The sequence below is a fragment of the Lachnoanaerobaculum sp. genome, assembly GCF_057250505.1.
Map to the genome: position 1 here is coordinate 306 of NZ_DBHIEQ010000033.1, position 13,562 is coordinate 13,867.

Below are 13,562 nucleotides of genomic sequence, written 5' to 3' on the forward strand. Positions count from 1 at the left end.
CCCCCGCCCCTTCTCCTCCCTTTCCCACCCCCTTCCCCCCCCCCGCCATAATACCTATTACCATATCAAACGGTACGCCGTATGTAGGAGGACATTCACTTGCATCAAGTATACCAAGTCTTCCGGATGTGCCTGCACCTATATAAATAAGCCTTCCGCCTCTTTTTATACTGTCAACCGCAAACTCTACCGCCTTTCCTATTTCAGGAATTGCAGGTTTTACACAGTCTGCTATCTTTTCATCCTCTTGATTTATCTTTTCAATAATTTCTACAGTGGAAAGTTCGTCAAGATTCATCGTGTTAATATTTCTTCTCTCTGTATCCAAACTGTCAAGACTTAACACTGTTTTTCTCCTTTTCTATAAAATCCTTGTAGAATTTAAAACTCTTCTTTTTATATCTTTTATATGTACCGTTACCGAGGTTGTCGGCGTCCACATATACCACTCCGTATCTCTTTGTCATCTCAAGTGAACCGGCAGATACTATATCTACAATACCCCAAAGTAAATATGCCAGACATTCCACACCGTCATTTATGGCAAGTTTTATCTGTTCAAAGTGGTCGCTTAAATACTGTATTCTATAGTCGTCATTTATGATATTGCCCTCTTCCAATACATCATTATATCCGAAGCTGTTTTCTGTAATCATTACAGGCTTTTTATATCTGTCATAAATCTTGTTCATAGAAATTCTCATGCCTACAGGGTCAATCTGCCATCCCCACTCATTCGATTTCAGATATGGATTCTTTGTACTTACCACAAGATTGCCTGCGGTCTTTTCCATTTCCTCAGATGCACATACATTTGACTGATAGTATGAAAATCCCACAAAATCGGCTGTATTGTTTTTCAGAAGTTCTTCATCTCCCGGTAAAAATTCCACTTTTACATTGTTGTCTCTAAAGTACTTCTTCATATAGTAAGGGTACTCACCTGCAGCCAAAACATCTGTAAAGAACCACTGATTTACCTGTTCATACTGTAATGTCTTTAACTGGTCAAGCGGATTACATGAGTAACCGTAGTAGCAAAAACATGCCGCCATACATCCGAATTTAACATTAAGCATCTTTCTTCCAAGCTCTATCACCTTTGCGGAAGCGATAAACTGATTGTGAAGTCCTGCAAATATATCGTTCAAATCATATCCGCTGCCACCCAAATCTTCGTCTCTTAGAAGTCCGAGACCGTTAAAAGGACTGAAAAATCCTGTATTTATCTCATTGAAAGGTACTACAAAATCAAGATACTCTCCGAACTTTTCAAATATAACCTTTGCGTACTTAAGGTACAAATCAACAAGTTTTCTGTTTTTCCATCCGCCGTATTTTTCCACCAAAGCAAGAGGAAGCGCATAATGTGTAAGACTCAGATATATTTTGATACCCTTTGACTTAAGCTTTTTTAAAATATCTCCGTACATCTTAAGAGCATCTTCATTTGGAGTCTCATCCTCACCTGTAGGAAATATTCTTGACCACGCAATTGAAATTCTGTATATATCTATTCCCAGCTCACTGAGGTACTCTATATCCTCATCTATATGTGAGAGTCCCTCACTTCCCTTTCTTCCCGGGAAAAAGTCTCCCTCCAAAGGATGTTTTGCCCTCTCTATATCGGCCTTTGTTAAAAGTCTTGTAGATGTGGTGGCGTTGTCCGTTCTTTTTACATATCTTCTGCAGTCCTGTGTATCAATACCCTTATTAAAAAGATCAAATCCGCCCTCATATTGACTTGAGGCGCTTGCACCTCCCCAAAGCATTCTCATTTTTTCACTTCCTTTATAAAATCAGTCTCTAAGTTTCTTAATCAAATCTCTTGTAGATTCGATATCGTTAAGCACATCCGGATAATGTCTGTGTGTTATAGCCAGATAAATGGTATCCAAAAGTGTAAGTGTTGTATTACGGCTTGAAATAGCACCGAGTCTTAATTCTCTCTCATCATGCGGAACTCTCAAGGTGATATCACAAATCTTTGAAAGCTCGTTTCTTCCGTAACAGCATATACCTACCGTCTTTGCACCGGCTTTTTTTGCAATCTCGGCAACAAGTACGGTCTCCTTTGTATTGCCGCTGTAGCTTACACAGACACAGGCATCTTCCTTCGTTATGAAGTTTAAGTTTACCAATTGCAAATGTATGTCGTTGTTAAAGACTACATCCTTACCGATCCTTGAAAGTTTATAATTGATATCATAACAAACTATACCGCTTGCACCGACTCCGAAAAGATACACCTTTTTGGCGGAGTCTATGGCGTCCACACTCTTTTCTACAAGTTCCAGATCCATAAGTGCGTACAGCCTTTCAATACTGTTTATCAGATTTCTCTTATTCTTTTCAACGATCTCACTTAGTCCGTCCTTTTGATGTATTATCTCATCCGTAATATCGGGCTTTTGTGAGTCCATATCCGCCGCAATCGCAAGCTTAAGCTGTTGAAGTCCGTCAAACTTCAATGTTTTTACAAATCTGATTACGGTAGCCGGAGAAGTATCTGTAGCAACCGCTATAGACTGCGTGCTCTCATTTATAGCATCCTTATAATTATCTATAAAATAATCAGCCACTTTCTTTTCAGACTTTGTAAGTTTCCTATATTCCTCTTTTATTCGCAATACTATGTCCACGTACTACCCCCAATTATAGAATATAGTTATTTTATCTTTTTCTTCAGCTCCTCGATCTCAGCCTTCATATCATATATCGTTTTATAAAGTGAAACCATTTCCTCGGCCAACTCTTCGGCTACATTCGCCATAGTCAAGTGATCCTGTGAATGTATAAGAATAATGTTTACAGGAACAGGATCTCCGCCTGCCTCTTGTGCAATCATATCGGTCTGAAGCTCGTGTGCTTTTAGAAGTCTTTTGTTTGCCTTATTGATTTTTTCATTTGCCGAGTCAAACTTGCCCTCTCTTGCATCACATATCGCATCCATTGAATATCCCTTGCTGTCACCTGCAGTAGCAATTATTTCAAAAGAAACCTGATAATCTTCTTCTCTCATAAAATCTCCTACCATTCCAAAATAAAATATTGTTTCAAAAAATATTTTATTTAAAGAAATATTGTTTCTAAGTGTATTTAATCACAATAACAGTTAATTGTCAATATATTATATAATCTTTTATTAAAATTTATTTAACCGGGTCTTCAACACTTAGTCATACATAAAAACCCTCCAAAGCCTTATAAATAAAGGATTTGTGATGTCAAATTTTCTTTATTTTATTGTTGTATTTCTTATTTGTTTTATTATATGATGTGATGAAGTATAAAACTTTTGTATGACAAAAAATCACAGGATCCCACTTATTTTATTCAAAGAGGAATACGTAATGGAAAAAAGACCGCTACTAAAAATATGATTAATATAGGAAAATATTCAGAACTTTTAAAGACTGCCACCGACCCTCCGAAGTATGCCAATATGTATATTACATCGGGTTTCGATAATTCACAAACTACTGCTATTCATTTAATAATTCCCAATTTCTAAATGCATTAAATGCTGCAATGAACCTTGGGTTGGATAATAAATACTAGAAAAAATGGCTAAAGCCTTGTAAATACAGGGTTTTAGCCACTTTTCTACTATCCAACTGTTGAAGATGAAATTTTATATTCACAAGTTGTCTGTGATCATATATGACGCCGTATACGAAGCATATATAAGAGAAGACGACGTTTTGCATTCCATCTATGAATGTAGCGGTGCAAGAACCTGTGCTATTGAGCTTCGCTCTTTCGGTTTTACATGTCTGCGTCTCGGATATGCGGTGGTTCCGAAAGATTTGATTATGGACGTATGTTTGCTTCATGATATATTGACAAGACGCCACAGTACAAAATATAACGGCGCGCCTTATATTGTACAGGAGGCGATTTTTTAAAAACTTTTTATATCCGAATATTTAAAAAACTCTTTAATCTCTTTATGCTCTCCTATTATCTTCTCCATCCACACCATATGATACCACCTGCCGAACTTATGCCCGCAGTTACTGAACTTCCCTATAAGTTTATATCCCATATGTTCATGAAAATTTGCACTGTTATTGGTCAAATATTCATCCTCCTTATCCGTATATCCGATACATGAATAAAGATTGGCTATATTCTGCTTCTTTGCAACCTCTTCTATTTTGGAGTAAAGTGCCTTACCTATGCCCTTATTACTGTTACCGTGTTTTAAATATATGGTTGTCTCCGCACTAAGATCATAGGCGCTTCTTCCTACAAAAGGACTGAGATACGCATATCCGAGTATCTCTCCGTCTTCTACGGCTACAAAATACGGATAATTTTGCAATGTTTTTTCTACTCTGCCCTTAAACTCTTCATAACACGGAACCTTTGTTTCAAAAGAAATTGCTGTTTTCTCTACATAATATGCATATATCTCAAGCAACTTCTCTGTATCATATATACTTGCCTCTCTTATACATATTACATCATCCACAATCTTTACCTCCGTTATTTAAATTACGTGACTCAACCTCAAAAAAATTTTCAAGATCCTTATTTTCTCCGTACACTAATATACTTTGTTCATCCTCAAATATGATACCCGGATTAATTCTCATATTCCAATTACCATCCAGTTTTATTGCCATTATATTCAAATTATATTTTTTTCTTATTTCCAACTCCAATATACTCTTACCTATCCAGTCCTTAGGCACTTTAAATTCAAATATAGAGTTATCTCCCGGCAATTCAATATAATTTGAAATATTATTTGAGCTGTATCTTATAGCACTCCATTCAGCAAGTTGTCTTTCAGGATAAACAACCTCATCGGCACCGTTTCTTAAAAGAAATTTTGCTTGCGTATCTCTGGATGCTCTGGATACTACATACTTTGCTCCACATTCACTAAGCAGTGATGTTGTTTCAAGTGAAGTTTGAAAATCATCACCTATTGCCACAAAGCAAGTGTCGAAATTTCCTACACCTATTGACTTTATAAAATCTCCATTTGTACTGTCTCCTATTATGGAATTGACGGTATATGGCAATACTCGCTCTATACATTCTTCATTTCTGTCTACTGCCATTACATCATATCCCAATTCAAACAACTTCTTACAAACATGTCGACCGAATCTGCCCACTCCTATTACTAAAAAACTTTTCATATTACCTGTCATCAGTGATTTCTTAATTTAAACCACTACACCGCCTTTCTGTATTTGATATGACTTTTTCTCTTTATCCTACCGCTATCTGATCCTTCGGATATCTTGCATTTCCGTTTTTCTTAGGTGAAACAGCAGCAAATATCAGTGTTATTCCTCCAACTCTTCCTATATACATCATAATTATCAATAAAATCTTTGATATAACACCCAGATGTGGAGTTATTCCCAATGTAAGTCCAACTGTTGCTACTGCAGATGCACTCTCAAACATAGTCTCCTTTAATGAAAATCCTTCTATTCCGCTTATAATCATTGCTCCCACAATAAAAAGAACTATGTCCAATACAAAGACACTGATTGCATTCTTTATTATATCAGGTTCTATTCTCCTATTATATATGGCAACTTCTTTATCTTGCTTAAATACTGAGAATAATGTTGCAAACAAAATAAAAACAGTACTCATCTTTATACCGCCTGCCGTAGAACCGGAACCTCCTCCTATCAACATCAAAATTATAGTTATGGCAATTCCGTTGTCGCTGAATTTTGAATAATCTGCCGTATTAAAACCTGCCGTTCTCGGAGTAACCGCTTGAAAAACACTGGATAAAAGTCTTGTTTTAAAGTCGAGTCCTTTAAATTCCGTAAAGAAGAATATGACACTTGGGAATAATATTAGAATAAGACTCATAGTCAAAACAACTTTGGTTTGAGTGGAATATCCGGACACCCTAAATTTATGCTCAGCTATATCCTGCCATACCAAAAATCCCAGACCTCCTACCAAAATAAGCATAATTATCGAAACATTTATTGCTATATCAGACTGATACATTGTAACAGATGAAAATTCACTCACGTCACCCATAAGATCAAATCCTGCATTACAAAATGCCGATATGGAATGAAATATTGAATAATATATGCCCTTCATAACTCCGAAATCTTTCAAAAAAACAGGGAACATAACCAAAGCACCTATCATCTCTATGATTATTGTGCCTTTAAATATAAAGCTTGTCAGTCTTACAATTCCACCTATTTGAGGTGTTGACAATGCGCTTTGTAAAGTAGCTCTGTCTCTAAGCCCAATTTTTTTACCTGTAACCCTGCTAAATATTGTCAACATAGTTACAACACCCAAGCCTCCACATTGAATCATAGCAATTATTATAATTTTTCCTATAACTGACCAATGTGTTGCCGTATCATACACAACAAGACCTGTAACACAACTTGCACTTGTTGCCGTAAATAAAGTATCAATAAACGGAGTCCATTCTCCGGTTCTTGATGAAATCGGTAAACTCAAAACTGCAGCGCCAAGAAATATCATAATAATAAATCCGAACAAAATAACTCTTGCGCTTGTAAAATATTTTAATATGTGTTTCTTTAATTCTTTCATTTTATAAATATACTCACTCAAAAATCCCTTACAGTATGTAAGGGATTTTTTATATTTTATACCGGATATGCCCCTGCATCCTTGTCTGCCTTAGTCATATCCACCTTTGTCTTTTGTGCCGCTCTGTACTCAAAGAACTCTTCAGCAACCTTAGGGAAAAGTGCATATGTAAGCACATCCTCATCCTGCTCTTTCCACTTTGCAACCTTTTTCTCAAATTCAGGAAGCTGTGGCGGAATAAGGTCTGCCGGTCTGCAGGTAATAGGCTTCTCATCGCCTATTATCTTCTTTTGTACTTCTTTATTAAACGGCTTGATAGTCTGTCCGAACTCTCCAAGCATTATCTTCTTTGATTCCTTCGGAACTATCTTATACCTCTCGCCTGAAAGTACATTCATAACAGCCTGTGTACCCACTATCTGTGATGAAGGTGTAACCAGAGGCGGCTCACCGAAGTCTTTTCTTACTCTTGGAATCTCTTCCAAAACCTCTCTGTACTTATCTTCCTTACCTGCCTCTTTAAGCTGGTTGATAAGGTTTGAAAGCATACCTCCCGGAACCTGATACTTTAATGTATTGATATTCACACCGAGTACCTTAGGGTTTAAAAGTCCGCTCTTTAAAAACTCTTCTCTTATCGGTCTGAAATAGTCTGCAATCTCAGATAAAAGATTTATATCAAGACCTGTATCATAAGGTGTTCCCTTAAATGTCTCAACCATAACCTCTGTAGCAGGCTGTGAAGTACCAAGTGCAAAAGGTGAAATTGCAGTATCAATAATATCGCATCCCGACTCTACAGCTTTTAAAAGTGACATTGATGCAAGACCTGCCGTATAGTGAGTGTGAAGTTCTATAGGCAGCTTGGTGGATTCCTTAAGGCTTCCTATAAGTTCCTGCGCCGCATAAGGTGTCAAAAGACCTGCCATATCCTTTACACAGAGTGAGTCCGCACCCATATCCTCTATTCTCTTTGCAATATCCTTCCAATAATCAAGTGTATATGCATCACCCAAAGTATAGCAAAGAGCTATCTGAACTTCCGCATTCTTTTCCTTGTTTGCGGCATTTACAGCCGTCTTTAAGTTTCTGATATCATTGAGCGCATCAAATATACGGATAATATCAATACCGTTTGCAACCGACTTTTGAACAAAGTATTCCACAACATCATCTGCATAGTGATTGTATCCTAAGATATTCTGTCCTCTAAAGAGCATCTGAAGCTTGGTATTTTTAAATCCGTCTTTAAACTTACGAAGTCTCTCCCAAGGATCTTCATGTAAGAATCTCAGTGAAGCGTCAAATGTAGCTCCACCCCAGCATTCTACAGCTCTGTAGCCGACTTTATCCATCTTATCTATTATAGGAAGCATCTGTTCCGTAGTCATTCTGGTAGCTACCAAAGACTGATGTGCGTCACGAAGCACGGTCTCAACTATCTGAACAGGCTTTTTCTTAATTTCTGCCATAATCCCTCCTTATACTATTCCAAATATTGCCATAAAGGTTCCCGCCGCTACAGCCGTACCGATAACACCTGCCACATTAGGTCCCATAGCATGCATCAAAAGGAAGTTTGTAGGGTCATACTCCGCACCTACCTTTTGTGAAACTCTTGCCGCCATAGGCACTGCAGAAACACCTGCCGAACCTATAAGCGGATTTACCTTACCTCCCGTAAGCTTGCACATCAGCTTACCGAAGACAACTCCCGCCCAGGTACCGAAGGCAAATGCTATAAGTCCGAGCGCCACAATCTTTAAAGTTGTAACCTTAAGGAACGCCTCGGCACTTGTTGTAGCACCTACACTGGTTCCAAGTAAGATAACCACAATATACATCATTGCATTTGCAGCTGTCTCTGTAAGCTGCTTTACAACACCGCTCTCTTTGAAAAGATTACCGAGCATAAGCATACCTACAAGCGGAGCCGTAGTAGGAAGTATAAGACATACCACTACCGTAACTATTATAGGGAAAAGTATCTTCTCAAGCTGTGATACGGGACGAAGCTGCTCCATCTTGATTCTCTTCTCCTCATCTGTGGTAAAGAACTTCATAATAGGCGGCTGAATGATAGGTACAAGCGCCATATATGAATATGCAGCCACCGCAATAGGTCCCAGGTACTCTGTCTGTCCGAGCTTACCTGCAAGGAATATTGAAGTAGGTCCGTCTGCACCGCCTATGATGGATATGGCTGCTGCGGCCTTATCATTAAATCCCATAAGTATTGCTATAAAGTAAGCCGCATAGATTCCGAACTGTGCCGCCGCACCAAGTAAGAACGACTTGGGATTTGCAATCAGCGGACCGAAATCCGTCTGCGCTCCTACACCCATGAATATCAATGAAGGCAATATACTCCACTCGTCCAAAACATAGAAGTAATGAAGCAGGCCTCCCACTCCATTTGTAGAATTCTCAGGCTTTATCATTATATCCGGATAGATATTTACAAGTAACATACCGAAGGCAATCGGAACCAACAAAAGCGGCTCAAACCCCTTTTTGATTGCCAAATAAAGAAATATAAAGGCAACAAAAATCATTATAAGATTGCCGAAGGTAAGATTCATGAATGCAGTCTGAGCAATCAAATTGGATAATGTATTTAATATATAATCCATTTTTCTCCTCCGGTTACTAGTTGATTGTTACAAGAGTTTGATTAGTCTCAACGCTGTCTCCAACATTTACATTTATACTTGCAATAGTGCCGTCCTCAAGTGCAACTATATCATTTTCCATCTTCATAGCCTCCAAAACGGCTACCACTTCACCTTTTTTAACCGCTTGTCCTACACTTACCTTTACTCCGAGGATTTTACCGCTCATAGGTGCAACCACCTTTACTCTGCCTTCACTGCCGCTTGATGCAGGTGCCGCCTTTGCTACAGGTGCAACCGGTGCGGATGCTACAGGTGTAACAGGAGCACTTGCTCCCCCTCTTTCTTCTACAGATACTTCATATGATTTACCGTTTACCGTAATAGTATAATTTTTCATTTTAACCTCCACTATCTCTTAACTCTCTTTATTGAGCGAACAATTAAGCTTGACGCATCGTTTCCGCTAAACTCGGCTATAGCCGCCGTAATAACCGCTACCAATTCCAAATCGTCACAAAGATTCTCACTTTCAGTTTTTACATCGACTACTTCTTTTACAGGCTCTTTTGTCGCTTTTGACTTCAACTTATTTTCAAATGTATTGATATGCTTAAACAAGCTTATCAGGAATGATATGAAAATCAGTATAACAAATACCGTTCCCATTCCAAGTACGGTGTTTAATGCGGCCTTTTCCATATTTTCAACCACACTGTACTTAGGTGTAATTGAAAATACGGATACATTATTGGTCTTTGAATCAAATCCAAGTGTCATCTCCGACTTTCTCTTGTCTCCGGTATACTTTATCTTAACGACATAGTTACCGTCAGAAAGTGTAACCTTGGTATCATCAATTTCCTTTAAGGCTCCTACCGTCTCTTTACTTGCTTCAAAGCTTTTAAGTCCCTCTATGAATGCGGCCTGCTCGCCTTTTTGTGCACTGTCTATTACCTGAGCAAGCTGTTTCTCATCCATCTGATAGAGCTGAGTTAAAAGCCCCTCACCTTGTTGCTTAAGCTGTTCATTAAGCTGATCGGGAATTTGTGTATCACTGTTACTTTTCTTTCCGCAGGCACCAAGTGTAAGCATTGCAATCACAAACAGACATAAATATAAAAATCTTTTCATTCTCTTCATGACTCACCTCTAAAATGATCCGTGCTTCTTATATGGATTTTCTTCCTTCTTTGTGAAAAGCATCTCAAATGCGGCTAAAATTCTCTTTCTTGTATCTGTTACTGTAATAATATCGTCCACATATCCTCTTCTTGCTGCATATACCACAGAGTTTTGCAGATTCTCATACTCCTTAGTCTTTTCCTCAATGGTTGCAACCGCATCGTCACTTGCATCAATCTCTTTTGAATACATAATCTTTACAGCTTCACTTGCATTCATCATGCCCATCTTTGCACTTTCCCATGCAAATACCATATCCGCACCGATTGATTTTGAGTTCATTGAAAGTGAAGCGCTGCCTATTGCATCGCCTACTATAAGACTTACCTTAGGAACTGTAGCATTGGCATATGCATATGTAAGCCTTGCTCCGGCCTTAGGTATTCTCTTTTCAGTACACTTTGTGGCTCTGTATCCCTTCACATCCACCAATGTCAAAAGAGGTATATTGAAGGCGTCGCAAAAGTTTATAAATTCTGAAGCCTTATCCGCTCCCTGATGTGACAATACATTGTCAAATTCCTGTAAAGTCTCACCTTTTTCATCAAACAAAGCTCTTCTGTTTGCCACGACACCTACAGTATTTCCGTTGAGTCTGATAAATCCTGTGAACATATCTTTTGCAAAATTTTTCTTTACTTCAAGCAGATAGAAACTGTCTGAAATTATCTTTGCCGCAACAGCAGGGTCTTTTATACTTGTTTCAAGCTCAGGTGTAACTCTGTTTAAATCATCATTGCACTCAATATATGACATATCGTCTTCATTGTTTGCAGGGAGTATGGATATAAGTTCTCTGATACCTGAAAGTATCTCACTCTCATTTCCGATAAAATCTATAAGTGCTGTCGCCTCAGACTGAAACTTTGCGCTTGAATAGTCGTTTTTATCCTGAGAGTTGTTGTCAATCGCATTCGGTGAATTCACAAATACTCTTGCCTTATCCTGCTCCATAAATACAAAATCGCTCAGTCCGTTGCTTAGGGCCATTCCGCCTCCGCTAAGACCGAAGACCGCCTGAATTTGCGGTATCACTCCGCTTGCCTTTGTCTGTGCCGCATATATCTGTCCGAATGCATCCAAAGCGTCAAAGGACTCTTCAAGTCTAAGTCCCGCACAGTCGATAAGTCCTATAACCGGTGCTCCCATCTTCATAGCCATATCATATAGTGAAACTATCTTCTTTGCGTGCATCTCTCCTATAGAGCCGCCAAGCACTGCGGCATCCTGACTGTATATATATACCAACTTACTGTCAATCGTACCGTAACCTGTATACACTCCGTCCTTCGGGGTATCTTTATGTGACAGGTTAAAATCTGTGTTCCTTGCGCTTATATATGAGCCAATTTCCACAAAACTTCCGGTATCCAGCAATTCTTCAATTCGTTTCATAGGCAAAACGCCTGTTTGAGCCATATACTAACCTCCATTACCTCAGTATAATTATATTGTTAAATACAAAACAATCTTTTATTATTTTATAATGAATTCACCAAAAAGACAAGGGCAAAAGCATTGAAATAATATTCATTTCTATCAAAATTTTTACTATTATACAAAACCTCTACAGTTACGCATATAATAAAAACTCACAGAACAAAACTTTCATTTTCTGTGAGTTTGAATTTTTACATATTCTTTATTATATTTTTTACAAGTCCTTCAAATATATTTGCGACTTTATTTGCTGCTTCCGATACTTCCTTGTGGTCTAACGGCTTGTCAAGGATTCCGGCGGCCATATTTGTAAAGCATGAGATACCGCAAATCTCCGCACCCATATGGTTGGCGGCTATCGCTTCAATAGCTGTCGACATACCTACCGCATCGGCACCCAAAATTCTTGCAAGCTTTACTTCTGCCGGTGTCTCATAAGCAGGTCCGCTAAACTGCATATAAACGCCTTCTCTTAAAGTAATACCGACTTCTTTTGCGGAGTTTCTTGCAACATCAAGTAATCTCTGTGAATATACATGGCTCATATCGGGGAATCTTGTGCCGAACTCCTCAATATTGCGACCGATAAGAGGTGACGGAACTATAGTTGAGATATGGTCTGTAATAAGCATCAAATCTCCCGGCTTATAATCTTTATTTACAGCACCTGCCGCATTGGTAAGAATAAGCTTCTTTGCGCCGAGCATTATCATAAGTCTGGTAGGAAGTACGACATCTGTTACAGGGTAGCCCTCATAATAATGTACTCTACCCTTCATAATGACTGTCTTTACACCTTCTACAGTACCGAAAAGAAATCTTCCGTCATGACCTGCTACAGTAGACACAGGGAAACCTTCAATATCACTATAAGGTATCTCACATTCCACTTCCATATGCTTTGCAAACTCGCCAAGTCCTGAGCCAAGTACCAGCGCAACCTCAGGTGTGAAATCCGTGACGGATCTTATATAGTCATAACTTTTTTTCACTTTTTCAAAAATAGGATTCATAAAACCTCCCTTATAGCTTGTCTAAAATACTGTATCCTACAGTCCCCTCAGGCATCTTTAAATCAAAATTGTCCACAACACTTGCGCCTATTACGGCAAACGTATTTGTAGTATCAAGCAGCTTTCCGCCGTCAAACTTCTTTGAGTATGACATAAAGAATACAGCCTCTCTTGTGTGATCGGTTCCGGTGTGAGTAGGATCGTTTCCGTGGTCTGCCGTAAGTATCAAAAGATCGTCATTATTCATCTTCTCAATGAACTCACCCAGCTTTTCATCAAACTTCTCGATTTCCTTTGCATAGCCTATCGGATTTCTTCTATGACCCCAAAGTGCGTCAAAATCCACAAGATTTGTAAAGCAAAGACCTGTAAAATCTTGTGAGAGCATATCAATCGTCTGTTCCATACCGTAAACACTTGAATCTGAGTGAAGTGCCTTTGTGATACCCTCTCCTACAAATATATCGTTTATCTTTCCGATAGAGATAACGTCAAGTCCGTTATCCTTTAATACATTGAGAGCGGTTCTACCGAAAGGCTTCAGTGCGTAGTCATGTCTGTTGGAAGTTCTTTTAAACTCACCCTTTTTCTTACCTATATAAGGTCTTGCTATAACCCTTCCGACCTTCCACTCATCCTTCATTGTCAACTCTCTGGCAATCTCACAGCATCTGTACAGATTTTGAAGGTCAAAAGTCTCTTCATTTCCACAGATTTGAAGCACGGAATCGGCAGATGTGTA

13 protein-coding genes and 2 pseudogenes are annotated in these 13,562 nt (G+C 38.6%); 1 reads left to right on the forward strand and 14 read right to left on the reverse strand.

All coding sequences use genetic code 11. The annotated features are described in order from the left end of the window. From murQ to ACO6FI_RS11535, 4 genes and pseudogenes are all read right to left on the reverse strand, one after another. A pseudogene (gene murQ / locus ACO6FI_RS11520) lies at positions 1-346 on the reverse strand (N-acetylmuramic acid 6-phosphate etherase); the annotation flags it as partial. Continuing rightward, the gene (locus ACO6FI_RS11525; RefSeq protein ID WP_485457458.1) at positions 333-1,778 is read right to left on the reverse strand and encodes a glycoside hydrolase family 1 protein; all 1,446 of its coding nucleotides are present in this window, start codon (positions 1,776-1,778) and stop codon (positions 333-335) included. The gene ACO6FI_RS11525 and the pseudogene murQ, both read right to left, overlap by 14 nt. Positions 1,779-1,799: 21 nt before the next feature. Then, entirely contained in the window at positions 1,800-2,642 is an 843-nt protein-coding gene (locus tag ACO6FI_RS11530) for a MurR/RpiR family transcriptional regulator (protein ID WP_485457459.1), read from the reverse strand. A gap of 26 nt (positions 2,643-2,668) precedes the next feature. Next, positions 2,669-3,022: a PTS sugar transporter subunit IIA gene (locus ACO6FI_RS11535; protein ID WP_485457460.1), complete on the reverse strand. Its 354-nt coding sequence runs from the start codon at positions 3,020-3,022 to the stop codon at positions 2,669-2,671. A 628-nt stretch (positions 3,023-3,650) separates the two neighbouring features. Here ACO6FI_RS11535 and ACO6FI_RS11540 point away from each other — a divergent pair. Further along, positions 3,651-3,899, forward strand: a pseudogene (locus ACO6FI_RS11540) (LL-diaminopimelate aminotransferase); the annotation flags it as partial. Positions 3,900-3,904: 5 nt separating this feature from the next. Here ACO6FI_RS11540 and ACO6FI_RS11545 read toward each other — a convergent pair. The 10 genes from ACO6FI_RS11545 to ACO6FI_RS11590 form a co-directional block, all read right to left on the reverse strand. Continuing rightward, complete coding sequence (locus tag ACO6FI_RS11545) at positions 3,905-4,480, reverse strand: GNAT family N-acetyltransferase (protein WP_485457474.1); 576 nt, start codon at positions 4,478-4,480, stop codon at positions 3,905-3,907. Continuing rightward, positions 4,470-5,156 carry a potassium channel family protein gene (locus tag ACO6FI_RS11550; protein WP_485457461.1) on the reverse strand — a complete coding sequence of 229 codons (687 nt, stop codon included), beginning with the start codon at positions 5,154-5,156 and terminating at the stop codon, positions 4,470-4,472. The genes ACO6FI_RS11545 and ACO6FI_RS11550 overlap by 11 nt, the downstream gene beginning before the upstream one ends. 73 nt (positions 5,157-5,229) lie before the next feature. After that, on the reverse strand, positions 5,230-6,570 hold the full coding sequence (locus tag ACO6FI_RS11555; RefSeq protein ID WP_124951640.1) for a TrkH family potassium uptake protein: 1,341 nt from the start codon (positions 6,568-6,570) through the stop codon (positions 5,230-5,232). A gap of 56 nt (positions 6,571-6,626) precedes the next feature. Beyond that, positions 6,627-8,042 (reverse strand): oxaloacetate decarboxylase subunit alpha, encoded by a 1,416-nt coding sequence (locus ACO6FI_RS11560; RefSeq protein WP_124951638.1) that lies wholly within the window; start codon positions 8,040-8,042, stop codon positions 6,627-6,629. A gap of 9 nt (positions 8,043-8,051) precedes the next feature. Further along, the gene (locus ACO6FI_RS11565) at positions 8,052-9,203 is read right to left on the reverse strand and encodes a sodium ion-translocating decarboxylase subunit beta (protein ID WP_124951636.1); all 1,152 of its coding nucleotides are present in this window, start codon (positions 9,201-9,203) and stop codon (positions 8,052-8,054) included. A gap of 16 nt (positions 9,204-9,219) precedes the next feature. After that, positions 9,220-9,582, reverse strand: coding sequence for a biotin/lipoyl-containing protein (locus tag ACO6FI_RS11570; protein ID WP_448946185.1), 363 nt, complete (start codon positions 9,580-9,582; stop codon positions 9,220-9,222). Between the two features lie 11 nt (positions 9,583-9,593). Further along, positions 9,594-10,325, reverse strand: a complete 732-nt coding sequence (locus tag ACO6FI_RS11575; protein WP_485457462.1) for an OadG family protein — start codon at positions 10,323-10,325, stop codon at positions 9,594-9,596. A 9-nt stretch (positions 10,326-10,334) separates the two neighbouring features. Then, the gene (locus ACO6FI_RS11580; protein ID WP_485457463.1) at positions 10,335-11,786 is read right to left on the reverse strand and encodes an acyl-CoA carboxylase subunit beta; all 1,452 of its coding nucleotides are present in this window, start codon (positions 11,784-11,786) and stop codon (positions 10,335-10,337) included. A 212-nt stretch (positions 11,787-11,998) separates the two neighbouring features. Next, positions 11,999-12,820 carry a purine-nucleoside phosphorylase gene (locus tag ACO6FI_RS11585; protein WP_485457464.1) on the reverse strand — a complete coding sequence of 274 codons (822 nt, stop codon included), beginning with the start codon at positions 12,818-12,820 and terminating at the stop codon, positions 11,999-12,001. A gap of 10 nt (positions 12,821-12,830) precedes the next feature. Then, positions 12,831-13,562 (reverse strand): phosphopentomutase (locus ACO6FI_RS11590; RefSeq protein WP_485457465.1); only part of this gene is annotated, 732 nt, incomplete at its 5' end.